Raw genomic sequence first — 23488 nt, forward strand, 5'->3', positions numbered from 1 at the left:
AACACGCTGTCTTTAGACAGCGTGTTTTTTATTCATATTCTTCTACGATTTCTTTTAATGTAAAAATTAAACCGTAGTACGCGTATAAAGCGACCATCATTGCTGGAAAACCAAATCTTGAGCCGTCTTCTCCAGGAATAAGGGGCTTTAACAATTTTGTATCAATATGAGCATCTGCGAGTGCTGTTAAAGAAGGTTCGGTTATTTCTTTAGGGACAGCAGCAATGCTGACAAATGGAATATCGCGTTTCTTTAAACGTTCAGCTATTTCCACAGCTTTGTGATCTGTTGAAAATCGAGAGACAAGCAGTACGCGATCGACGCTGGTCAGCTGATCCAATTCATGTAAAGGCAAAGGTTTTGCCTGACTTAAAGGTTCTGCACTGCTTAGTGCTTCTAGTGTAACGGCATGCATTTCTTCTACACCATAAATATAGATAAATCCTTCTCCGACAGAGGCCTGTGCTAAAATACGCGCGGCATCTTCAAATTGGAATTCTTCTTGTTCTTCAATTCGTTTAAAAAAACCTGAAAGTTGAGTTGTGAAAATTTTAAGCATAGAATCTCCCTTCGATTTAAGCGGCTAAAGCCGTCTATCTACACATTATAACGAAAAAAGCTATCTGTATTCTATCTTGAAATGAGCTACAATGAAAGTAAAGTGCAATGAAGTTAGATGGATGACAAAAAAAGCTATGTTTTGTAACAATTTCTCTAATTAGCAGGGATTTTTGTTTTAAAGGCGAAATACATATGTTAGTTTTGTCTGTAGAAGAGGAATATAAAAGGTGGGATTATATTGGCAGAGAAAATTTTAATTGTTGATGATCAGTATGGTATACGTATTTTATTAACGGAAGTGCTGCAAAAAGAAGGCTATACGACATTTCAAGCGGCGAACGGCTTCCAGGCGATTGATATTACAAAAGAGCAAGCACCGGATCTTGTCTTATTAGATATGAAAATTCCAGGAATGGATGGAATCGAAATTTTAAAAAGGTTAAAGCAGCACGATGAAACGATTAAAGTCATCATTATGACCGCTTATGGTGAATTGGATATGATTCAAGAAGCAAAAGATCTAGGAGCGTTAACTCACTTTGCAAAACCTTTTGATATTGATGAAATCCGCAAAGTTGTTAGGCAATATATACCAGTAAAGTCGAATTAAGGTTTTGGTAGGGTTTTCATCCTAACAAATTTTGAATATCAGCCTAAAAATGTTGCTGTTTTCATTGTTAGTTGGTATCCTAATTACTGTATTCATAATTCGACAATCTATTATGTAAAGATGCGCGTTGTTTCTACATGAAACACTCAATTCAAGAGCATACTATTTGAGTGTGCCTTTTGGTTAGCATCTAATCTAAGGTTGATTTTAAGGAGGATTTCAATATGCCTTTAGTATCAATGAAAGAAATGCTTATTACAGCAAAAGAACAAGGCTATGCAGTAGGTCAATTTAACTTAAATAACTTAGAGTTTACTCAAGCTATTCTTCAAGCAGCAAAAGAAGAAAACTCTCCAGTTATTCTTGGTGTATCTGAAGGTGCAGCACGCTACATGGGCGGTTTCAAAACTGTTGTAGCAATGGTTGAAGCTCTAATCGAAGATTACGACGTTCAAGTACCAGTTGCAATTCACTTAGACCACGGTTCAAGCTTTGAATCATGTGCAAAAGCAATCCATGCTGGATTCACTTCTGTAATGATTGATGCTTCTCACCACCCATTTGAAGAAAACATTGCAATTACTTCTAAAGTAGTTGAACTAGCTCACTTCCACGGAGTATCTGTAGAAGCAGAACTAGGAACTGTTGGTGGACAAGAAGACGACGTTATTGCTGAGGGTGTTATCTATGCAGATGCTAACGAGTGTGAAGAACTTGTTAACCGTACAGGTATCGATTGCTTAGCTCCAGCATTAGGATCAGTTCACGGACCATACAAAGGTGAACCAAACCTAGGTTTTGCTGAAATGAAAGAAATCGGAGATCGTACAGGCTTACCATTAGTTCTACACGGTGGAACTGGTATTCCAACAAAAGATATCCAAAAATCAGTTTCTTTAGGTACTGCTAAAATCAACGTAAACACTGAAAACCAAATTGCTTCAGCTAAAGCTGTTCGTGAAGTATTAGCTGCGCAACCTGAACAATATGATCCACGTAAATACTTAGGACCTGCTCGCGAAGCAATCAAAGAAACGGTTCAAGGTAAAATGCGTGAATTCGGTTCTTCTAACAAAGCATAATTTGAAATCTTCGGATGGCCTGTTTGCAGTTAGTTGAGTCTGAAAAATAAAACCGTCTTATTTTTATTGTAAGGCGGTTTTATTTTTACTATAATTTTCTTATCATTCTGAATACATAACACAGGGGGATGGCATTCATGAAGTTTTTTATTGATACGGCTAATTTAGACGAGATTAAGGAAGCGCATTCATTAGGTTTGTTAGCGGGGGTTACAACAAATCCTAGTTTAGTAGCTAAAGAGAACATCACGTTTGAAGATCGTCTTCGTGAAATTACAGAGTTCGTTGAAGGATCTGTAAGTGCAGAAGTGATTGCGCTTGATGCAGAAGGCATGATTCGCGAAGGAAAAGAGCTTGCTGCGATTGCGCCGAATATTACAATCAAGGTACCGATGACTCCAGATGGCTTAAAAGCAGTAAAAGAATTTACTAGTTTAGGTATTAAGACAAATGTTACGCTTATTTTCTCAGCTAACCAAGCGTTAATGGCAGCAAGAGCAGGTGCTACTTACGTATCGCCTTTCTTGGGAAGGTTAGACGATATTGGTTTTAATGGCCTCGATTTAATCTCAGATATTGCAGATATTTTTGCAATTCATGACATTCCATCCGAAATTATTGCAGCATCTATTCGTCATCCGATGCACGTAACAGAAGCTGCAAAAAATGGAGCACATATTGCGACAATTCCTTACAAAGTTTTAATGCAATTGTTCAAACATCCGTTAACAAATGCAGGAATTGACCAATTTTTAGCAGATTGGGAAAAACGAAATGTCTAAACATGTATAAATTTGTGTGGCATTTACCATCCTGACAGGTGAATGCCATATTTTTCTTTTATCTTGTCGAAACTATACATGATTTTTTCATTTTCGTGTACACTAGTAGGTAATAGGAAAAATAACCATTCTTTTAGGTATTCTTTGTACCAAAATTTTCCTCAATTACTAGGTGAGAAACTTTCTTTCACTAGAAGGGAGCTATAAATGGAAAAGTTAAAAATACAAGGTGGCTTTACCTTAAGTGGATCCGTCCGCGTCAGTGGTGCTAAAAATAGTGCCGTTGCGCTTATTCCAGCAACAATTTTAGCCGAGTCACCTGTTACAATTGAAGGTCTGCCTGATATTTCAGACGTGCAGTTATTAGGGGATTTAGTTGAAGAAATTGGTGGGAAAGTAACCATTGATAACGACGAATTAACAGTAGATCCATCCGGAATGGTTGCAATGCCTTTACCGAACGGAAAAGTAAAAAAATTACGCGCTTCTTATTATTTAATGGGGGCGATGTTGGGACGCTTTAAAAAAGCGGTAGTTGGTCTTCCAGGAGGCTGTTACCTTGGTCCAAGACCAATCGATCAGCACATTAAAGGCTTTGAAGCTCTTGGCGCGAAAGTAACAAATGAGCAAGGAGCTATTTACATTCGAGCTGATGAACTGATTGGTGCTCGAATTTATTTAGACGTTGTGAGCGTAGGAGCAACAATCAATATCATGCTAGCTGCTGTGAGAGCAAAAGGGCGTACCGTTATCGAGAATGCTGCTAAAGAGCCTGAAATTATCGATGTAGCTACGTTACTGACAAGTATGGGTGCCCGTATTAAAGGTGCAGGGACGGACGTTATTCGAATTGATGGCGTAGATCAATTAAAAGGATGCCGTCATTCCATCATTCCAGACCGAATTGAAGCAGGCACGTATATGATTATGGGAGCGAGTATGGGAAAAGAAGTTGTTGTTGACAACGTTATCCCTCAGCACCTAGAGTCATTAACGGCTAAAATGCGGGAAATGGGTATTCATATCGAAACAAGCTCAGATCAGATTCTCGTAGCGACTCGTCAGCTGTTGAAGCCCGTAGATATTAAAACGTTAGTATATCCAGGTTTTCCAACTGATTTACAGCAGCCATTCACGACGCTTCTAACAAGAGCATCAGGTACAAGCGTTGTGACAGATACAATTTACGGTGCAAGGTTTAAGCATATTGACGAGCTGAGACGAATGAATGCATCTGTTAAGGTAGAAGGACGTTCAGCTATTATTAATGGTCCCATTCACTTACAAGGTGCACGTGTGAAAGCGTCGGACTTACGAGCAGGAGCAGCCCTTGTAACCGCAGGCTTAATGGCCAAAGGGATTACAGAAGTAACGGGTTTAGAGCACATTGACCGAGGTTACAGCCATTTAGTAGACAAGCTATCGGATTTAGGGGCAATGATTTGGCGTGAAGAGATGACTCAAGAAGAAATTGAACAATTTCAAAATTCATAGAGGCAAATTGCACAACAGTCAGGAAAGTAAATTCTAGAAATGAGCCGTTAAATAAGCTACACAGGTGTAGGAACGTTCTTCTATGTCTGTGTAGCTTATATATTTATGAATAGGGTAAATAGATAAAAAGGGGAAGCTAAAAGATAAATTTCACTTCTTATTTTAACGTCCAGTTTATTTCCTTTAATGTGAAATTATGAAAAGGTTTTCCTTGCTTCTCTTAAGCTATTAAATTTCCTTTTTTTTATTCATCTTCTAAAGTAAAAAAAGATTGATTAAAAAGATAGAAAAAGGTTAGAATATAAATTGCTACGTTAAATTTATCAAGATAATATAAATGGTTTTATGTCGGAATTATTCTTCTAAAAGTGTATGGTTAATCAATTGATTCTACTTATTATACTTCAAAGGTTATATTCTCCATTTTCACAGATTTATTCCATCCATATCATCTCTCAATTTTATATTTGAATTTAATATGGGAGGAACGGTTAAAAATTATTCATTATAAAGCGTGGTGTCCTAATGAACTTAACATTATCCAGTTTAGAAAATATGAAATTAAAAGAGCTATATGAACATGCTCGTGAGTATAAAGTTTCGTACTATAGTAAATTAACGAAAAAAGAACTTGTCTTTGCTATTTTAAAGGCTCAAGCTGAACAAGATGGGCTTTTATTTATGGAAGGCGTTCTTGAAATTATTCAGTCAGAAGGATTCGGTTTCTTACGACCAATTAACTATTCACCGAGTTCAGAAGATATTTATATCTCAGCTTCACAAATTCGTCGCTTCGATTTGCGTAATGGAGACAAGGTATCGGGGAAAGTTCGTCCTCCGAAAGAAAATGAGCGCTACTACGGGTTACTGCATGTAGAAGCAGTAAACGGAGAAGACCCAGAAACGTCAAAAGAACGCGTACATTTTCCAGCACTAACCCCGATTTATCCAAATGAGCAAATGCTGCTAGAAACTCAGCCAAGAAGTTTCTCTACGCGTATTATTGACTTGATTTCACCAATTGGATTTGGGCAAAGGGGACTAATTGTTGCGCCGCCAAAGGCAGGTAAAACGATGCTGTTAAAAGAAATTGCCAATAGCATTACAACCAATCATCCTGATGCGGAATTGATTGTTCTTCTTATTGATGAGCGTCCTGAAGAAGTAACGGATATTGAGCGTTCGGTTGACGGTGATGTTGTCAGTTCTACATTTGACGAAGTGCCAGAAAATCACATTAAAGTAGCGGAACTTGTCCTTGAACGTGCGATGAGACTTGTCGAACACAAAAAAGATGTTGTCATTTTGATGGATAGCATTACAAGACTTGCTCGTGCTTATAACTTAGTTATTCCACCGAGCGGTCGTACACTATCAGGAGGTATTGATCCAGCTGCTTTTCATCGTCCAAAACGATTCTTTGGAGCTGCGCGTAACATTGAAGATGGAGGCAGCTTAACCATTCTAGCAACAGCCTTAATTGATACAGGCTCTCGTATGGATGATGTTATTTATGAAGAATTTAAAGGTACAGGTAACATGGAACTGCATCTAGATCGTTCACTAGCTGAAAAACGTATCTTCCCTGCGATTGACATTCGTCGTTCAGGCACACGTAAAGAAGAGCTGTTAATTCCAAAAGAGCATTTAGACCACTTATGGGCAATTCGTAAATCAATGGCAGATGCTCCTGATTTTGCAGAAAAATTCTTAAAACGTTTACGTCAAACAAAGACAAATGAAGAGTTCTTTTCGATGTTAACGGAAGAGAAAAAAACGCTTCTAGCAAATAAACGATAAGTTATAAAACATGTGGTTGCAAAAGCATACAACCCTTGTTATAATTTCATCATGTGTGTTGATAAAGTACACAGTGAAATAGTTATTATTTCATCACTATCTTTATCAATAAACTCTGTTTCAGAATGATTCAGGGCGGAAGGAGATGAAACGAATGAAAACAGGAATTCATCCAAACTATAAAACAGTTATGGTTAAATGTACTTGCGGAAACGAATTTGAAAGTGGTTCTGTAAAAGAAGAGATCCGCGTTGAGACTTGTTCTGAATGTCACCCATTCTACACTGGTCGTCAAAAATTCGCTGAAGCTGGTGGCCGTGTTGATCGCTTCAACAAAAAATACGGTCTTAAATAATCACATTGTCGAAACAAACAGGCAAGTAGCTTAACTTCTTGCCTGTTTTTTTGCTTAAAAAAGTAGAAAAACAGTGTCTGCTTGATAAAAAAGTGGGTACTTTATCATAGGAATAAGATCTACATAGAAGACGTAGATTAAGTTAGTAGCGGTTCGCTCAGAAACGGAACGAGAAGAAGGGAGAGTCCCGCAGTGGTGTACGTAATGAAACAAAGCGGTTGGATAGAAGTAATTTGTGGCAGTATGTTTTCAGGGAAATCAGAAGAGTTGATTCGACGTGTGCGCCGTACGCAGTTTGCTAAACAAAAAGCACAAGTGTTCAAGCCTGCAATTGATAATCGATATAGTGAAGAAGCTGTCGTTTCACATAATGGTACATCTGTTATGGCTTATTCAATCTCAGCATCGCGCGATATTTTAAAGCGAGTAAATGAAGAGACAGACGTAGTAGCGATAGATGAAGTACAGTTTTTTGACACAGATATTTTAGAAATTGTTCAATCTTTAGCAGATCAAGGCTTTCGTGTGATTGTAGCAGGGTTAGACCAAGACTTCAAAGGTGAACCTTTTGGACAAATGCCCCAGTTAATGGCTATTGCAGAATCGGTAACAAAGCTACAGGCCGTATGCGCTTCATGTGGCTCTCCTGCGAGCCGTACGCAGCGTTTGATTAACGGTGAGCCTGCTTCTTATGACGACCCTATTATTTTAGTCGGTGCGTCTGAATCGTACGAACCAAGATGTCGTCATTGCCACGTTGTGCAAAAGTCCAAAGGACAGGCTGTGTCTGTGGACTCAAGCGAAATGGTCGAAAAATAAAGCAAGAATTTTATGATGATAAAAACAGAACGCGCAGTTCTGTTTTTTTGTTCATATACGTGTATTAACAAGGTTTTGACTCTATTTTAAAGCTATACTATAATTACAATGTTATGGATAAAGAATGAGGTGAATGACGTGTTTGATCGTTTAGAAGCGGTAGAGGCGCGCTATGAGAAGTTAAACGAACTTCTGAGTGACCCTGAGATCGTAAACAACCCCTCTAAGTTGAGAGAATATTCGAAGGAACAATCAGATATACAACAAACGGTAGCCGCTTATCAGGAATACAAAGATGTGAAAGAGCAGTTATCAGAAGCGAAAACGATGCTTGAAGATAAGCTTGATGCAGATATGCGCGACATGGTCAAAGAAGAAATTGCCGAGTTAGAAACGCAGCAAGAAGAGCTAGTTGAAAAGCTACGTATTTTATTAATTCCAAAAGATCCAAACGATGATAAAAACGTAATCATGGAGGTTCGTGGAGCGGCTGGTGGAGATGAAGCAGCGTTATTTGCAGCTAATTTGTACCGCATGTATTCTCGTTTTGCTGAATCACAAGGCTGGAAAACAGAAGTAATGGAAGCAACGACTACTGGAGTAGGCGGTTATAAAGAAATTATCTTTATGATTAACGGTAAAGGTGCGTACTCAAAGATGAAATTTGAAAACGGTGCACACCGTGTTCAGCGAGTTCCTGAAACAGAATCAGGCGGTCGTATTCATACATCTACAGCAACGGTAGCCTGTCTTCCTGAAGCGGAAGAAGTTGAAGTGGACATTCATGAAAAAGACATCCGTGTAGATACATTTGCTTCAAGTGGACCTGGTGGCCAAAGTGTTAATACGACGATGTCGGCAGTTCGTTTAACACATTTACCAACAAATACAGTGGTATCATGTCAAGATGAAAAGTCTCAGATTAAAAATAAAGAAAAAGCAATGAAAGTATTGCGTGCTCGCGTGTACGACAAATTCCAGCGAGAAGCACAAGCAGAGTACGATGCAACGCGCAAACAAGCAGTTGGGTCAGGAGATCGCTCTGAGCGTATCCGTACGTATAATTTCCCGCAAAATCGCGTAACGGACCACCGTATTGGTCTGACGATTCAAAAGCTAGATCAAATCTTAGAAGGCAAGCTTGATGAAATCATCGATGCATTAGTAATGGAAGACCAAGCGCGCCGAATGGAAGATTCGAACTAATGAAAGTATTTGAAGCCCTTAAGTGGGCTTCTTCTTTTTTGAAAGAGGCAAAGCGAGATGAAAACGCGGGAGAACTCTTGCTTCGCCATCACTTACAGATGACGAGAACTCATTTGCTAGGTGCTCTGCAGGAAGAACTAGAAGAAGAAACGCTAAAAAGATTTGAACAAGATGTCCATGCTCATAAAGCAGGGATGCCTGTACAATATCTCATCGGGACAGAAGAATTTTACGGACGTTCATTTATTGTAAACGAACATGTATTAATTCCAAGACCGGAAACAGAAGAGCTCGTATATGGAATGATTTCTCGAATGAAAAAAGAATTTCAACACCAGTCTATTGAGCTTGTCGATATTGGAACGGGAAGTGGGGCGATTGCTATCACTTTAGCGTTGGAGCTTGACAGCGTCAATGTTACAGCAACAGATATAGCTATAGAATCTTTAAATGTAGCCAAGGAGAATGCTCAAAATCTGGACGCTGCTGTCACGTTTATACAGGGAGATTTATTACAACCATTCCTATCATCAAATCAGAAATTTGATGTAATTGTGTCTAATCCGCCTTATATTCCAGCAGATGATGAATTGTCCACAGTGGTAAAAGATCATGAGCCAAATCGAGCTCTTTTTGGTGGAAAAGATGGTCTGGATTTTTATCGACGTTTTATGGAAGAGTTGCCATATGTGACGAAGTCAAACAGTATTATTGGATTTGAAGTGGGGGCCGGACAGACAAAAGATGTAGCTGAGATGCTGCAAAAAACGTTTCCGACAGCTTTTGTAGAATGTGTATATGATATTAATGGAAAAGATCGAATGGTTTTTGCACAACTTCGTGATAACTAAAAAAATCAGAGGGAATGATTTTCCCTTTGGTTTTTAAAAATCATGCATTTTTTTACTAAATTACTAGTTTAAGATATCTTGCTTTCGGCCATACTGTTCCTATGAAAGGGCGGTGGCCGAAATGAAGAAATATGCTATCATTTATTTTATTTTATTAATTATTGGAGCAAATGCTCAACTTATATATACACATAACCAAGTGCAGGCAATCAGCCTGCAGTCATTCCAGACGAGGCAATTCGACTGCGTATTTTAGCAAACAGCGACGGTGAAAAAGATCAGTACGTAAAACGTCTGATTCGTGACCGTGTGAACGAACAAATTACAGAATGGGTAAAAGATTTAACATCTGTAACTGTAGCTCGAAAAACAATTAAAGAAAATTTGCCAGCGCTTGAGACAATTGCGAAAGAAGTGCTAAAAGAAGAAGGCGTAAATGAATCTGTTCACGTTAAATTCGGAAAAGTAGAGTTTCCTACTAAGTTGTACGGTCAGTTTTTATATCCAGCAGGTGAGTATGAAGCCGTGCTTATTACTCTTGGTAAAGGAGAAGGAGCAAACTGGTGGTGTGTACTATTTCCTCCTTTATGCTTCTTAGATTTTTCAAACGGTGAAGCGGTAAAAGCGCCAGAGCCATCTGAAGAAGAACCAAAGGTAGAAAAAGAAAAACCAGCAGCTTCTGAATTAAAATCTGCAGACAAAACAGATGATACGTCGGCTGAAAGTAAAGAACCCGCAGTGAAGACAGAAATTCAATCTGCAACTATTACATCGGATTCTATTAAGCAGAAAGCTGAGGAACCTTCTCAACCAACGGCATCTTCTAAAGAAGCAGCTGCAAAGGATACAAGCAACACAGCGAAAGAAGAAACAAGCGCTAAGGCTGAGAAAAAGGAAAGTAAGGAAGCTGAAAAGTCTGTTTCATCTAAGAAAAAAGCTGATGCTAAATCGAAAGAAGATTCTGTAGAAGTTAAGTTTTTTGTAGTAGAATGGGTATCGTCCGTATTTAATTAATAGAATCATTAAAAATAAAATTCAGTTCTACTTTTTTTAACCATCTCATAGATTTGTTACTAGAAAACAAGTTGAGGTGATTAAAATGAGAGAACAATTAAAAATTGCCAGTGAAAATGATTATATTCGAATTCAGAAGTTTTTACAAAAAGCGGGTATTAGCACAGCGGGTGTAGAAGAACATATACATCAATTTGTCATCATGGAAAGTGAAGAAGGCGAGCTGCTAGCAACAGTTGGGTTTGAAAAAGAAGGCATGGACGGAATTCTTCGCTCCCTTGTCGTGTCACCTTCTTTGATGCAATCTGATATTCTGCTGCTATTTAAAAGTATCGTTCAGCTGGCTCAAAAGCATGGTGTAAAGCAACTATATTTACTAACAAATAAGGCATCCTCTCTGCATTTTTTTCAAATGATGAATTTTCAGCAAACATCTTATAGTGCTCTACCTGATTTGTTAAAAGAACATTCGTATTTAAAACAGTTACCAAATCCTAAGGATGTCTACGTGATGTTTTATGCAGCTAGTTAAAAGGAAATGTGGATAAATCATTTTAATGGGGTATCCACAATGTTATTCACAAAAACCTAAGCTTTATCCACATTTTGTGGATAAAGCTTGTTTGCTGATATAATGAATACATGTATTTTACTGTTTTTGATACATATTGTACTTTTAAAGTAAAAAAAACCTAGATATAGAAAGAAAAAGGAGTTGAAGAAGATGGAAACTAAGTTATGGGTTGTGGATAATTTTATGAACGAAAAAGATATTTATCCACAGATAGAAGAAGCAGCAGATTTGCTGCGCAACCACGAAGTGGTTGCTTTTCCTACAGAGACGGTGTATGGATTAGGAGGAGATGCAACATCGGATAAAGCTGTGGATAAAATTTTTGCAGCGAAAGGACGTCCTAGTGATAACCCTCTTATTGTTCATATTGGAGATAAAGAGCAGCTGCATACATTTGTAGAGTCAATTCCTTCAAAAGCAGAGAAAGTGATTGATGCTTTTTGGCCAGGTCCTCTTACTGTGATATTACCTAAAAAAGATCAAGTTTCAGATAAGGTTACGGCTGGTTTAAACAGCATTGCAGTGAGAATGCCATCACATCCGGTAGCTCTTGCATTATTGAAAAAAGTGGCTTTGCCTATCGCGGCTCCTAGTGCAAACCTCTCCGGCAAGCCAAGCCCCACTTTAGCTCACCACGTGATGAATGATTTAGAAGGGCGTATTAGCGGAGTTGTAGACGGAGGAGCGACAGGGGTAGGAGTAGAGTCGACTGTCCTTGATTGTACTGAAGAGATTCCTATTATTTTACGTCCAGGCGGCATTACTCAGAAAGAGTTAGAAAGTGTAATTGGTCCCGTAAAAGTAGATCGAGCGTTAATAAGTGATAAAGAAGCGCCAAAATCTCCAGGTATGAAATATACGCATTACGCACCTGATGCACCGCTTGTCATTGTTGACGGCAGTTCAGATTTTTTCCAATCTATTATTGATCACTATCAAGATCAGGGTAAGCGAGTAGGGGTATTAACGACATCTGAACATGAAAATGTGTATAAAGCCGATGCCGTCATTACATGTGGATCTCGCTCAAATTTAGAGACGGTTGCTAGCCACTTATATGAGTCTCTTCGTTCATTTAATGAGTGCGATGTAGATATTATCGTTAGTGAAAGTTTTTCTGAAGAAGGAGTCGGTCATGCCGTTATGAATCGATTAATGAAAGCTGCAGGACATCACGTGATTAAGCAATAAAATTCATCTTCTAAACCTTTTCGAATGTGCATATTTTGAAATAGGAGCACGTCCGAGGAGGGTAAAGATGAATGTATCTCAGTTAATTAGTGAAATGATCACGTTAGTCATTATGGCGTTTGCCTTAGGAATGGATGCTTTCTCAGTTGGTTTGGGAATGGGGTTAATTCGTTTACGCTTTCGCCAAATTTTCTACATTGGTGTTGTTATCGGTATATTTCATATTTGGATGCCGCTATTGGGCATGTTTATTGGACGACTTTTGTCTGATAAACTTGGAATGTTTGCTACCTATGGCGGTGGAATTTTATTGCTGATTCTTGGGGCGCAGATGATTTATTCCTCCTTTAAGCATGACGATACGCCGTTTATCAAACCAGTTGGCTTTGGACTGTTATTTTTTGCGCTCAGCGTGAGTCTAGATAGTTTTTCTGTTGGACTTAGCTTAGGTATTTTTGGGGCAAGAACGTTTTTGACCATTATTGTTTTTGGGGTAGTGAGTATGCTATTAACTTGGTTAGGACTGTTGCTCGGCAGAAGAGTACAAGGCTGGCTTGGTTCATATAGTGAGGCACTGGGCGGGAGCATTTTATTAGCTTTTGGCATCAAATTGCTATTACCTTTTTAACTATATATAAATAGGTAAAGGATCATGACCATGCAGGTTATGGTCTTTTTTTGCTTCTTTTAGATTACAGCAATAAAAAAAGGAAAGCGAAGGTGTTTTTTTCAAGATAAATAAAGAGATTATGGATAAAAAATACCCAAAAAAGCTAACTGGATTTATGCAAGCAATAGAGATACAATAGGGTGGAATATCAACATAGTCGCACATAGTGAAAGCAAGGGAGGATGTATCTTGAAAAACATCTTATTTGTATGTACAGGAAACACGTGCCGCAGCCCTATGGCAGAAGCGTTGCTGAAAGCTAAAAAAATAGATGGAATAAACGTGAAGTCTGCAGGTGTATTCGCTTCAAATGGAAGTGAAGCTTCTGTTCATGCACAAGTTGCCCTTCAACAGAAAGGCATAGCTTGTTCTCATGCTTCGGCAGCATTAACGGAAGAACAATTGATGTGGGCTACTTATATTTTTACGATGACGGAGCAGCATAAAATGCTAATTTTGAACCAAGCTCCATACGTAAGTGATAAATTATTTACGCTAAAAGAATTTGCAGGCGAGCAAGGTGAAGTATCTGATCCGTTTGGCGGATCATTACAGACGTATGAACAGACTTTAGAAGAGTTAGAGCGTATGATTAACAAAATAGTCGACAAATTATAAAAGGTCCCATAAATTTTTGCAGACTTAAACTGAACAAAAATTAGTAGAAGATGAAGGTATGTATGAGGAGGAAACAAAGATGAAAGTAGCTATTGCATCTGACCACGGCGGTATAAATTTACGACAGGAAATTATCTCTTTAATGGAAGAATTAAATATTGAATATGTGGATTTAGGGTGTGAATGCTCAGCATCTGTCGATTATCCGGATTATGCACTTCCCGTTGCTCAAAAAGTGGCGAGCCAAGAAGTAAGTCGAGGCATTCTTATTTGCGGAACAGGCATCGGTATGAGCATAGCAGCTAATAAAGTAAAGGGAATTCGCTGCGCTCTAGTGCATGATACGTTTAGTGCAAAAGCCACAAGAGAACATAATGATAGCAACATTTTAGCAATGGGTGAACGCGTCATTGGGCCGGGACTTGCACGTGAAATTGCGAAAATTTGGTTAACGACAGAATTTGAAGGCGGGCGACATGAAAATCGCGTGAATAAAATTAAACAGTATGAGCAGCAAAGTGATGCAACAGTAACGGCATAATGTGAACGTATTCAATGGAAGAAAGGAAGAAAAACGTGTCTGAACTTACGAAATGGAAAGAGCAGTTGGAAACAGTTTTATCTGATTTTTCAGCACAAGTGCAGTTATCTTCAGAACATACACTTGTCATTGGATGCAGTACAAGCGAGGTAAGTGGTGAAAAAATAGGAACCGCAGGCGCAATGGAAGTTGCAGAAATGATCTTTGATACACTAGCAGATTTTCGAAAAAAAACGGGTGTCCACTTAGCATTTCAATGCTGTGAACATCTTAATCGAGCACTGGTAGTAGAAAGAGAATTAGCTCGTAAAGAACGCTTAGAAATCGTTAGTGTTGTTCCTATTCATAAAGCAGGTGGAGCAATGGCTACACAGGCCTATGGCCAGCTTAAAGATCCTGTTTTAGTAGAGTTTATTAAAGCTGATGCTGGGATTGATATTGGAGATACATTCATTGGTATGCATTTAAAGCATGTCGCAGTACCCGTTCGTTGTACGTTGAACGCAGTTGGACACGCTCATGTTACTTTAGCAAAGACGCGTCCAAAACTAATCGGTGGAATGAGAGCGTTTTACGAACTTTCGTAATTAAATATATTAAAATAATACACATTTTTTCTTTTTTATTCTAAATAAATCATGTTACAATGTAGTTGAATTAACAAATAACGAACATTGCGAATACGAAACGAGGAGAGGATTTTGATGGAGAAACAACTAATGCAACAAGATCCAGCAGTTTATAATGCGATCAAGGATGAATTACAAAGACAACGTACTAAGATTGAGCTAATTGCTTCAGAAAACTTTGTAACAACAGCGGTAATGGAAGCACAAGGTTCAGTTTTAACAAATAAATATGCTGAAGGCTATCCAGCTAAACGTTACTACGGTGGTTGTGAACACGTGGATGTAGTAGAAGACTTAGCTCGTGATCGTGCAAAAGAAATTTTCGGAGCAGAGCACGTGAACGTTCAACCTCACTCAGGTGCACAAGCAAACATGGCTGTATACTTCACTGTTTTAGAGGCTGGAGACACAGTACTTGGTATGAATTTATCGCACGGCGGTCACTTAACGCACGGAAGTCCTGTTAACTTTAGTGGTGTTCAGTACAATTTCATCGAATATGGTGTAGATCGCGAAACACATCGCATTAACTACGATGACGTATTAGAAAAAGCTCGTACACACAAACCAAAATTAATTGTGGCTGGTGCAAGCGCATATCCACGCGCAATCGACTTCAAGCGTTTCCGTGAAATCGCTGATGAAGTAGGCGCTTATTTAATGGTAGACATGGCTCATATTGCTGGTCTAGTAGCTGCAGGACTTCATCAAAATCCTGTGCCACATGCTCATTTCGTTACAACTACAACACATAAAACACTACGCGGACCACGCGGCGGTATGATTTTATGTAAAGAAGAATTTGCGAAAAAGATTGATAAGTCGATCTTCCCTGGTATTCAAGGTGGTCCATTGATGCACGTTATCGCTGCAAAAGCAGTAGCATTTGGTGAAGCATTACAAGATGAGTTTAAGCACTATGCTCAAAATATCATCGACAATGCTAATCGTTTAGCAGAAGGATTAAAGAAAGAAGGATTTGCTCTTGTATCTGAAGGAACAGACAATCACCTTGTGTTAATCGACGTAAGCTCAATGAATTTGACAGGTAAAGTAGCTGAAAAAGCGCTTGATGATGTAGGTATTACAACAAACAAAAATACAATTCCTTATGATGAGCAAAGCCCATTTGTAACAAGCGGTATCCGTATTGGTACAGCTGCGGTTACAACTCGCGGATTTGGCTTAGAAGAGATGGATGAAATTGCTTCTATCATCGGATTAACGCTTAAAAATATTGAAGATGAAGAAAAGTTAGCTGAAGCTAAAACACGCGTTGAAGCTTTAACAAGCAAGTTTGAAATGTATAAATCACTTTAAGAGAGACAGGCCTTTGTGCCTGTTTTTTTATGGAGAAAGTGGTAGCAATCCAATCATTTTTTGAATAATGCTTGAACTCAAAAACTTTTTTCTGTAAAATGAATGCAATGTATAAATTTAATTAGCAAGAGATATGTTTTTACTAGTACGTACCATTCAATTCGTTGAATGGTATTTTAATGTGTACATCTTTATATATAAGGAGAGATATCAATGGGCAAAGTATACGTATTTGATCACCCGCTTATTCAACACAAATTAACTTACATACGCGATGTAAAAACGGGAACGAAAGAGTTTCGTGAATTAGTTGATGAAGTGGCAAGCTTAATGGCTTTTGAAGCAACACGTGATTTACCGCTAGAAGATGTTGAAATTGAAACACCGGTTTGCAAAACAAAGTCAAAAGTTATTGCAGGGAAAAAGCTTGGTATCGTTCCAATTCTTCGTGCTGGTATCGGCATGGTAGATGGATTTTTAAAACTAATGCCAGCTGCTAAAGTTGGACACGTTGGCTTATATCGTGATCCAGAAACATTACAGCCTGTTGAATATTATGTAAAGCTACCTAATGATGTAGAAGAGCGTGACTTTATTGTAGTAGATCCTATGCTTGCAACAGGAGGGTCAGCTGTAGAAGCAATCAACTCTCTGAAAAAAAGAGGCGCTAAAAACATTAAATTTATGTGTTTAATTGCTGCTCCTGAAGGCGTGGAAATTGTAAAAGAAGCACACCCTGACGTAGATATTTACATTGCAGCATTAGATGAAAAATTAAATGACCATGGATATATTGTTCCAGGTTTAGGTGATGCAGGGGATCGTTTATTCGGTACAAAATAATTTGTAGATTTGGGTGATGAACATGAAGCAGCCAATTAAAGTAATGACGATATTCGGGACAAGACCAGAAGCAATTAAAATGGCTCCTCTAGTATTAGAGCTTAAAAAGCGACCAGAAGAGTTCGAAGCAATTGTTACAGTAACGGCTCAGCACCGTGAAATGTTAGACCAAGTATTGAGCATCTTTGACATTCAGCCTGACTATGACCTGAACATTATGAAGGATCGCCAAACCCTTATGGACGTAACGACCAGAGGATTACAAGGCTTGGACGACGTAATGAAAAAAGTAAAGCCGGACATGGTACTTGTACACGGTGATACAACTACGACGTTTATTGCTGGGCTAGCAGCTTTTTATAATCAGATTCAGGTCGGGCATGTTGAAGCAGGTTTGCGCACATGGAATAAATATTCTCCATACCCGGAAGAAATGAACCGTCAGCTTACAGGTGTTCTCGCTGATTTGCACTTTGCTCCAACAGATAAGTCTGCAGCTAATTTGCAAGCAGAGAACAAAAAAGAAGAGCAAATCTTTGTGACTGGAAATACAGCTATCGATGCGTTAAAAACAACAGTAAAAGAGACATATGAGCATGAAGTGTTAACGAAATTGGGAGATGATCGTCTTATTTTGTTAACGGCACATCGCCGCGAAAATTTAGGCGAACCAATGAAAAATATGTTCCGTGCTGTTAAGCGTATTGTAGATGAACATGAAGATGTGCAAGTTGTGTATCCTGTTCATTTGAATCCAGTAGTTAGAGAAACAGCAAACGATATCTTAGGAAATGACCCGCGCATTCATTTAATTGAACCGTTAGATGTAATTGACTTCCATAACTTCGCTGAGCGCGCTCATATTATTTTGACAGATTCGGGCGGTGTTCAAGAAGAAGCTCCTTCATTAGGCGTACCTGTATTGGTACTTCGCGATACAACAGAGCGCCCGGAAGGAATTGAAGCAGGAACGCTCAAACTAGCAGGCACGGAAGAAGAAACGATTTATATGCTAGCAAAAGAGCTGTTAATAGATGAAGACGTATATAAGCAAATGTCACAAGCATCGAATCCTTACGGAGACGGCTTAGCTTCTAAACGCATTTGTGATGCTATTAGCTACTATTTCAACCGCCGTGAAAACAGACCGGAAGCTTTTAATCCGCTTTCGTAAGATTTCTAAACACCTTTCACATGAAAAGCGTCTCTTTGAGACACGATAGTGTGAGAGGTGTTTTTTTATGTGGATTAAATGGTTAATGATTAGCTTTATATTGGGAAGTGGGGGAGGGCAAATGTCGCTCAATCCGACATTTCCTTCTATAAAACAAGAAATGAATCATCAGGAAAAATCAATCATTGTGATGATTAAAAAAGAAAAATTCACGAAATTTAAAAGTCAGCTACAAAAAAATTATCCTAATATAAAGATTAAGAGCGAATTTCACACGGTGTTTACAGGACTTTCATTAAACGGCTCCATCTCGGATTTGGAAAAACTATCTCAGAATCCATCTATTATTAGTTCACATTCTATTAAAAACTATCAGGTTACAGAAGAAAATAGCGTAACGTTCATTGGCTCAGAACAGGTAAGAGGCTTGTTTGATACTCACAATCAGCGCTTAACAGGAAAAGGGATCAAAGTAGGCGTTATCGATACGGGGGTTGATTATTCTCACCCTGATTTAAAACAAACCTACAGGGGGGGTTACGATGTAATAGATGAAGATTATGAGCCGATGGAAACCACTCGTGAGCAAGGAGAACCGACTCTGCACGGTACTCATGTAGCTGGTATTATTGCAGCGAATGGAAATATTAAAGGCGTAGCACCCCAAGCGGAAATCTATGCATACCGAGCTCTTGGACCTGGAGGAGCTGGAACGTCTGAAAGTGTTATTCTAGCTATTGAAAAAGCAATTCAAGATGATGTAGATATTATTAATTTATCATTAGGAAATGATGTGAATGGCCCTGATTTACCAACAAGCTTAGCGTTAGATCGAGCTGTTGAAAAAGGAATTGTAACGGTTACATCTAGCGGCAATTCAGGTCCAGGTTTATGGACGGTGGGCTCTCCGGGTACAGCGGGAAAAGCTATTTCCGTTGGCGCTTCTGTTTCTCCGACAACAGTTCAATTTCTAACAATTGGATTTAACAAAGAAAAAATTATGATGGCGCCAGTAGAAGGGTCTCGTCCATGGACGTTTAATCAAACGCTGCGTGTAATAAATGAAGAAGATTCCAAAGAGCAAAAGCATGCGTCGGGTAACGTCATTTTGCTAAAAGCAGAAGGAAATGCGGTTCAAAAAAAGATTAAACAAGCTGAACTGGTGGGAGCAAAAGCGGTTATTTTATATAGCCCGACAGAAAAAAGCATAGTCAGTAAACTAAAAGAGTCAGTAAATATTCCCGTGATATGGGTAAGTAAAAAAAGCGGTGACACCATTAGCCAACACATTCAGTCTCAACAACCGTACTTACGCACTGGCCAGGAAGTGGTGCAAGACTTGCTCACATCTTTCAGTTCAAGAGGGCCTGTAACGACTACTTGGGGAATCAAACCAGACGTCGTCGCACCAGGTTACTTCATTAATAGTACAGTTCCTGGAGGATATGAACGCATGCATGGCACAAGTATGGCTGCGCCCCATGTAGCTGGAGCGTGTGCGCTGATTTTACAAGCTCACCCGAACTGGTCTCCTGAACAAGTCAAAGCTTCATTGATGAACACCAGTAAAGTAATGCAGCAGCTAAACGGTCAAACGTATCGCGTATATGAACAAGGAGCGGGAAGAATTCAAATAGCAAAAGCCGTCACAGCAGAATCTTTATTTTATCCATCTTCTTTATCTTTTGGTATTTTTACGCGTCCATCAAAGAAAGTTTTATCTTTTAAAATTGATAACCAGTCTGATAAAGCAAAAACGTATCGCTTAAACGTTCCAAAAAGGGATGAAGGAGTGAACTGGGATGTTCCATTACCCGTCACGGTGCCACCCCGTCAGACAAAAGAGATAGCTGTCACTTTATCGGTGCAGCCCCGTTTTAAAAATAAAGGTATATATGACGGATATTTGGAAATAAATGATTCACGTGAAACATTTTCGCTTCCCTATATGTACATGATTAGCATTCCAGATTATCCTCGTGTCATGGGATTGCAAGTAGCAGCGGAAAAAGAGAAAAATACGTATAGCTATGAACTGTTTTTGCCTGAAGGAGCAGATCAGTTAGGCGTCGCTCTTTTTGATAAGCAGTCTTTACAGTTTGTATCGTATTTAGATGTTGACGTGGATGTAGAAAGAGGCATGAGAAAACGAAAAATAACGATTGATGAATCGCTTGTACCAGGAGTGTACCAAATATTTGCATTTGTGAAAAAGCATAGACAAGAGCAGGTTGTACACAGTACAATAACGATTGAATGAACCTCTTTAAATGTTTTCATTTGAAGAGGTTTTATGTGTGGCAGAAATGTGAACAATAAGAAGAGATTGTGAAGTTTTTAGCTTAAACACATTGACATTAAATATACGCTATTGTATGCTTACAGGGAATATAAATGATAAGGTTTTCAACCTGTGAAAACCGTTGATATTTCTGCGTATTTTATTAGCTGTTTTTACCTTTTTTAGCAATTTTTTTTGCCTTTCTATCATATATTGAGCTATGAAAACGATAGAGAATTCGGAAAAAAGAAAATTTTGCAAAAGGGGTATGGGCTTATGAAAGATCGCAACCGTCATCCTTTGCAAGCGATGGCATTAGTGTCAATCATTCTATCACAGTTAGCAGGTTCAGTCTTAATTGGCTTATTCTCTGGAAGATGGGCTGATCAATGGCTTGACACCGAACCACTATTTTTGATTTTAGGCCTTCTTTCAGGGCTAGCAGCAGGTGTTTTTATGATGCTGCGGACAGTCCACCATTTTTTTTCAGGAGATTAATAATTCATGCAGGATTTGCAGCACGTTTTTCCAAGACTTCGTTCATACATATTGTATTTGTTAGCATTATACGTTCTCGGCTGGGGATTTACAAGTTATAAGGCTGTTTTTGCAGGTTTAATTTTAGGAACCGCCCTGAGTTTGTATAATTTGTGGAACTTAGTAAGAAAGTTTGAGCAGTTTGGACAGGCGTTGGATGAGGGGAAAAAACCCCGTTCAATTGGGACTGTTGTAAGATTTGCAACAGCTGCTCTCGCAGTTGTGATTACCATCTCTTATCCAAAAACCTTTCATATTATTAGTGTAGTTGTGGGATTAATGACGTATTATGTTGTCATTATCATAGATTTAGTTGTTCAAAATATGCGTAGAAGATAGAAAGAGAGGTGAACACAGTTGGGTCATGAATCACCAACTATAGAGTTTCTAGGCCTTACTTTTAGTCAAAGTAACTTGCTTATGGTTACCGTAGCTTCTGTTATTGTATTCTTAATTGCAGTTTTATGTACTCGTACTCTTGCTATGAAGCCAAGCGGTGCACAAAACTTTATTGAATGGGTCTTAGATTTTGTTAAAGGACTCGTTAATAGCAATATGGATTGGAAAACAGGTGGCCGCTTTTTGACGCTAGGTGTAACTTTACTTATGTACATTTTTGTGTCAAATATGTTGGGTCTTCCATTCGCCATCGTGATTGACCATAACTTATGGTGGAAATCACCAACCGCTGATCCAGCAATTACGCTGACGTTAGCCGTTATGGTAGTTGTACTATCACATTATTATGGTATTAAAATGCGAGGTTTCTCTGCATACACGAAAGATTACTTCAAGCCAATGGCATTTTTATTCCCGCTTAAGATTATCGAGGAGTTTGCCAATACGTTAACGCTTGGCCTTCGTCTTTACGGTAATATTTATGCTGGGGAAATTTTGTTAAGCTTGCTAGCTGGTTTAGCAACAACAGGCTTCCTAGGTACAATTGGAGCTGCTATCCCAATGCTTTTATGGCAAGGATTCAGTATTTTTGTAGGCGCAATTCAGGCCTTCATTTTCACAATGTTAACGATGGTTTATTTATCTCACAAAGTGAGTAGCGACCATTAATTTATAAAGCTTTGTTCAAGTAATACCCAATTTGGACAAAACAAAACTTAGTTAAACAAAATCATATATATTAAGGGAGGACTTTATAAAATGGGTTTAATAGCATCTGCAATTGCGATTGGTTTAGCGGCACTAGGTGCTGGTATTGGTAACGGTCTTATCGTTTCTAAGACGATTGAAGGCACAGCTCGCCAACCAGAAGCACGTGGTACATTAACTTCAATGATGTTCGTTGGGGTTGCCTTAGTTGAGGCGCTTCCAATTATCGCCGTAGTTATTGCATTCATGGTACAAGGTAAATAATAATGTGTTACATGTGGCGAAGATCATTCAAAAGAACCTTCGCCATTACTTTATGTCTTTAAGAAGTAAATTATATATGTGGAGTCTCTGAAGGGAGTGAACATGGCCGTGTCGAACATGTTTGTGTTAGGAGCAGCAGGCATTAATGGTGGAGATATTCTTTTCCAATTAGTGATGTTCCTTATCCTACTTGCGTTACTTCAAAAATTCGCGTTTGGTCCTGTAATGGGAATCATGAAAAAACGTGAAGAGCATATTGCCGGTGAGATTGATGAAGCAGAAAAGCAAAATGAGGAAGCGAAGAAGCTTGTTGAAGAGCAGCGTGAAATCTTAAAGCAATCTCGTCAAGAAGTGCAAGTAATGATGGAAAACGCTAGAAAGTCTGCAGAAGATAAAAAAGAAGAAATCATTGCGGCAGCACGCGAAGAGTCTGAGCGTCTAAAAGCTGCAGCAAAACAAGAAATCGAACAGCAAAAAGATCAAGCAGTTGCTGCGTTACGTGAGCAAGTTGCTTCATTATCTGTTTTAATTGCGTCGAAAGTTATTGAAAAAGAACTTTCTGAACAAGATCAAGAGAAGTTAATTCATGAATATATCCAAGAAGTAGGGGATGTACGATGAGTCAACCAGCTGTAGCCAAGCGCTATGCACTAGCTCTTTTTCAATTAGCAACAGAAAAACAGATGATCGATGAAATGCAAGACCAGCTACAAATCGTTGAAGAGGTGTTTGCTAAAACACCTGAATTAATGGATGTATTAACTCATCCAAAAATTACAATTGAGCGAAAAAAACAGTTTGTAAGTGAGGCATTTGCTGAACTTTCACCAACTGTTCAACATACGGTTCTTCTATTATTAGAGCGTCACCGCATTCAAATTGTTAGCCAAATGGTGCAAGAGTATCGTTTCCTAGCGAACGAAGTACGTGGCGTGGCAGACGCAACTGTTTATTCTGTCAAACCTTTAAGCGCAGATGAGAAACGAGCAATCTCGCAATCATTTGCTTCAAAAGTTGGAAAACATACGTTAAATATTTCAAATGTAGTAGATAAAAGCCTAATCGGCGGCGTGAAGCTTCGCATTGGTAATCGTATCTATGATGGCAGCATTAGCAGCAAATTAGAAACGATCCACCGAGGACTTCTTGCACACAGATCGTAGAT

At 38.8% G+C, this 23488-nt stretch carries 28 protein-coding genes; 27 read left to right on the forward strand and 1 reads right to left on the reverse strand.

Annotation, left to right across the window (positions count from 1 at the left end):
• Positions 1-28: 28 nt before the first annotated feature.
• Positions 29-559 (reverse strand): DUF2529 family protein, encoded by a 531-nt coding sequence (locus ACXAE4_RS02005; RefSeq protein WP_033580394.1) that lies wholly within the window; start codon positions 557-559, stop codon positions 29-31.
• A 237-nt stretch (positions 560-796) separates the two neighbouring features.
• Between ACXAE4_RS02005 and ACXAE4_RS02010 the strand changes: the two genes are divergently transcribed.
• The 27 genes from ACXAE4_RS02010 to ACXAE4_RS02140 all read left to right on the forward strand — a co-directional run bounded on the left by ACXAE4_RS02010 (position 797) and on the right by ACXAE4_RS02140 (position 23486).
• Positions 797-1171, forward strand: coding sequence for a response regulator (locus ACXAE4_RS02010; protein WP_289578971.1), 375 nt, complete (start codon positions 797-799; stop codon positions 1169-1171).
• A 224-nt stretch (positions 1172-1395) separates the two neighbouring features.
• Positions 1396-2253: a class II fructose-bisphosphate aldolase gene (locus tag ACXAE4_RS02015; protein WP_013059826.1), complete on the forward strand. Its 858-nt coding sequence runs from the start codon at positions 1396-1398 to the stop codon at positions 2251-2253.
• A gap of 137 nt (positions 2254-2390) precedes the next feature.
• On the forward strand, positions 2391-3035 hold the full coding sequence (fsa, locus tag ACXAE4_RS02020) for a fructose-6-phosphate aldolase (RefSeq protein ID WP_013059825.1): 645 nt from the start codon (positions 2391-2393) through the stop codon (positions 3033-3035).
• A gap of 207 nt (positions 3036-3242) precedes the next feature.
• Complete coding sequence (locus tag ACXAE4_RS02025) at positions 3243-4529, forward strand: UDP-N-acetylglucosamine 1-carboxyvinyltransferase (RefSeq protein WP_028411974.1); 1287 nt, start codon at positions 3243-3245, stop codon at positions 4527-4529.
• A 525-nt stretch (positions 4530-5054) separates the two neighbouring features.
• Positions 5055-6329 (forward strand): transcription termination factor Rho, encoded by a 1275-nt coding sequence (gene rho / locus ACXAE4_RS02030; RefSeq protein WP_014457752.1) that lies wholly within the window; start codon positions 5055-5057, stop codon positions 6327-6329.
• 154 nt (positions 6330-6483) lie between these two features.
• Positions 6484-6684 carry a 50S ribosomal protein L31 gene (rpmE, locus tag ACXAE4_RS02035; protein ID WP_013085477.1) on the forward strand — a complete coding sequence of 67 codons (201 nt, stop codon included), beginning with the start codon at positions 6484-6486 and terminating at the stop codon, positions 6682-6684.
• 204 nt (positions 6685-6888) lie between these two features.
• Complete coding sequence (locus tag ACXAE4_RS02040; RefSeq protein WP_153252841.1) at positions 6889-7503, forward strand: thymidine kinase; 615 nt, start codon at positions 6889-6891, stop codon at positions 7501-7503.
• Positions 7504-7641: 138 nt separating this feature from the next.
• Entirely contained in the window at positions 7642-8709 is a 1068-nt protein-coding gene (gene prfA, locus ACXAE4_RS02045) for a peptide chain release factor 1 (protein ID WP_013059820.1), read from the forward strand.
• Positions 8709-9560, forward strand: coding sequence for a peptide chain release factor N(5)-glutamine methyltransferase (prmC, locus tag ACXAE4_RS02050; RefSeq protein WP_028411975.1), 852 nt, complete (start codon positions 8709-8711; stop codon positions 9558-9560). Before prfA ends, prmC begins: the two co-directional genes overlap by 1 nt.
• Positions 9561-9681: 121 nt before the next feature.
• Positions 9682-9816, forward strand: coding sequence for a hypothetical protein (locus tag ACXAE4_RS02055; protein WP_475235356.1), 135 nt, complete (start codon positions 9682-9684; stop codon positions 9814-9816).
• A complete protein-coding gene (gene spoIIR, locus ACXAE4_RS02060; RefSeq protein ID WP_475237310.1) occupies positions 9810-10574 on the forward strand; it encodes a stage II sporulation protein R in 765 nt (254 codons plus the stop codon). The genes ACXAE4_RS02055 and spoIIR overlap by 7 nt, the downstream gene beginning before the upstream one ends.
• A gap of 85 nt (positions 10575-10659) precedes the next feature.
• Entirely contained in the window at positions 10660-11106 is a 447-nt protein-coding gene (locus ACXAE4_RS02065; protein WP_033580397.1) for a GNAT family N-acetyltransferase, read from the forward strand.
• Between the two features lie 192 nt (positions 11107-11298).
• Entirely contained in the window at positions 11299-12339 is a 1041-nt protein-coding gene (locus tag ACXAE4_RS02070) for an L-threonylcarbamoyladenylate synthase (RefSeq protein ID WP_028411978.1), read from the forward strand.
• A 67-nt stretch (positions 12340-12406) separates the two neighbouring features.
• Positions 12407-12967: a manganese efflux pump MntP gene (locus tag ACXAE4_RS02075; RefSeq protein ID WP_028411979.1), complete on the forward strand. Its 561-nt coding sequence runs from the start codon at positions 12407-12409 to the stop codon at positions 12965-12967.
• Between the two features lie 231 nt (positions 12968-13198).
• Positions 13199-13627, forward strand: a complete 429-nt coding sequence (locus ACXAE4_RS02080; RefSeq protein ID WP_028411980.1) for a low molecular weight protein arginine phosphatase — start codon at positions 13199-13201, stop codon at positions 13625-13627.
• A gap of 79 nt (positions 13628-13706) precedes the next feature.
• Positions 13707-14168 carry a ribose 5-phosphate isomerase B gene (gene rpiB, locus ACXAE4_RS02085; protein ID WP_028411981.1) on the forward strand — a complete coding sequence of 154 codons (462 nt, stop codon included), beginning with the start codon at positions 13707-13709 and terminating at the stop codon, positions 14166-14168.
• Positions 14169-14203: 35 nt separating this feature from the next.
• Positions 14204-14755 carry a TIGR01440 family protein gene (locus ACXAE4_RS02090; RefSeq protein WP_289578586.1) on the forward strand — a complete coding sequence of 184 codons (552 nt, stop codon included), beginning with the start codon at positions 14204-14206 and terminating at the stop codon, positions 14753-14755.
• 117 nt (positions 14756-14872) lie between these two features.
• Positions 14873-16117, forward strand: a complete 1245-nt coding sequence (locus ACXAE4_RS02095) for a serine hydroxymethyltransferase (protein WP_013059811.1) — start codon at positions 14873-14875, stop codon at positions 16115-16117.
• Between the two features lie 213 nt (positions 16118-16330).
• Entirely contained in the window at positions 16331-16960 is a 630-nt protein-coding gene (gene upp, locus ACXAE4_RS02100) for a uracil phosphoribosyltransferase (protein WP_013059810.1), read from the forward strand.
• Between the two features lie 22 nt (positions 16961-16982).
• Entirely contained in the window at positions 16983-18134 is a 1152-nt protein-coding gene (wecB, locus tag ACXAE4_RS02105; protein WP_034263678.1) for a non-hydrolyzing UDP-N-acetylglucosamine 2-epimerase, read from the forward strand.
• A 67-nt stretch (positions 18135-18201) separates the two neighbouring features.
• Positions 18202-20394: a S8 family serine peptidase gene (locus ACXAE4_RS02110; RefSeq protein ID WP_475235361.1), complete on the forward strand. Its 2193-nt coding sequence runs from the start codon at positions 18202-18204 to the stop codon at positions 20392-20394.
• A gap of 297 nt (positions 20395-20691) precedes the next feature.
• Complete coding sequence (locus ACXAE4_RS02115; RefSeq protein ID WP_013085464.1) at positions 20692-20913, forward strand: AtpZ/AtpI family protein; 222 nt, start codon at positions 20692-20694, stop codon at positions 20911-20913.
• A gap of 6 nt (positions 20914-20919) precedes the next feature.
• Positions 20920-21291, forward strand: a complete 372-nt coding sequence (locus ACXAE4_RS02120) for an ATP synthase subunit I (RefSeq protein ID WP_013059806.1) — start codon at positions 20920-20922, stop codon at positions 21289-21291.
• Between the two features lie 18 nt (positions 21292-21309).
• A complete protein-coding gene (gene atpB, locus ACXAE4_RS02125; RefSeq protein ID WP_013059805.1) occupies positions 21310-22020 on the forward strand; it encodes a F0F1 ATP synthase subunit A in 711 nt (236 codons plus the stop codon).
• Positions 22021-22110: 90 nt separating this feature from the next.
• Positions 22111-22323 (forward strand): F0F1 ATP synthase subunit C, encoded by a 213-nt coding sequence (atpE, locus tag ACXAE4_RS02130; protein WP_013059804.1) that lies wholly within the window; start codon positions 22111-22113, stop codon positions 22321-22323.
• Between the two features lie 102 nt (positions 22324-22425).
• A complete protein-coding gene (locus ACXAE4_RS02135; RefSeq protein WP_013085463.1) occupies positions 22426-22944 on the forward strand; it encodes a F0F1 ATP synthase subunit B in 519 nt (172 codons plus the stop codon).
• Positions 22941-23486, forward strand: coding sequence for a F0F1 ATP synthase subunit delta (locus ACXAE4_RS02140; protein ID WP_028411987.1), 546 nt, complete (start codon positions 22941-22943; stop codon positions 23484-23486). The genes ACXAE4_RS02135 and ACXAE4_RS02140 overlap by 4 nt, the downstream gene beginning before the upstream one ends.
• The last annotated feature ends 2 nt before the right edge of the window (positions 23487-23488 follow it).

It is taken from the genome of Priestia sp. ABM2_011 (assembly GCF_056158845.1).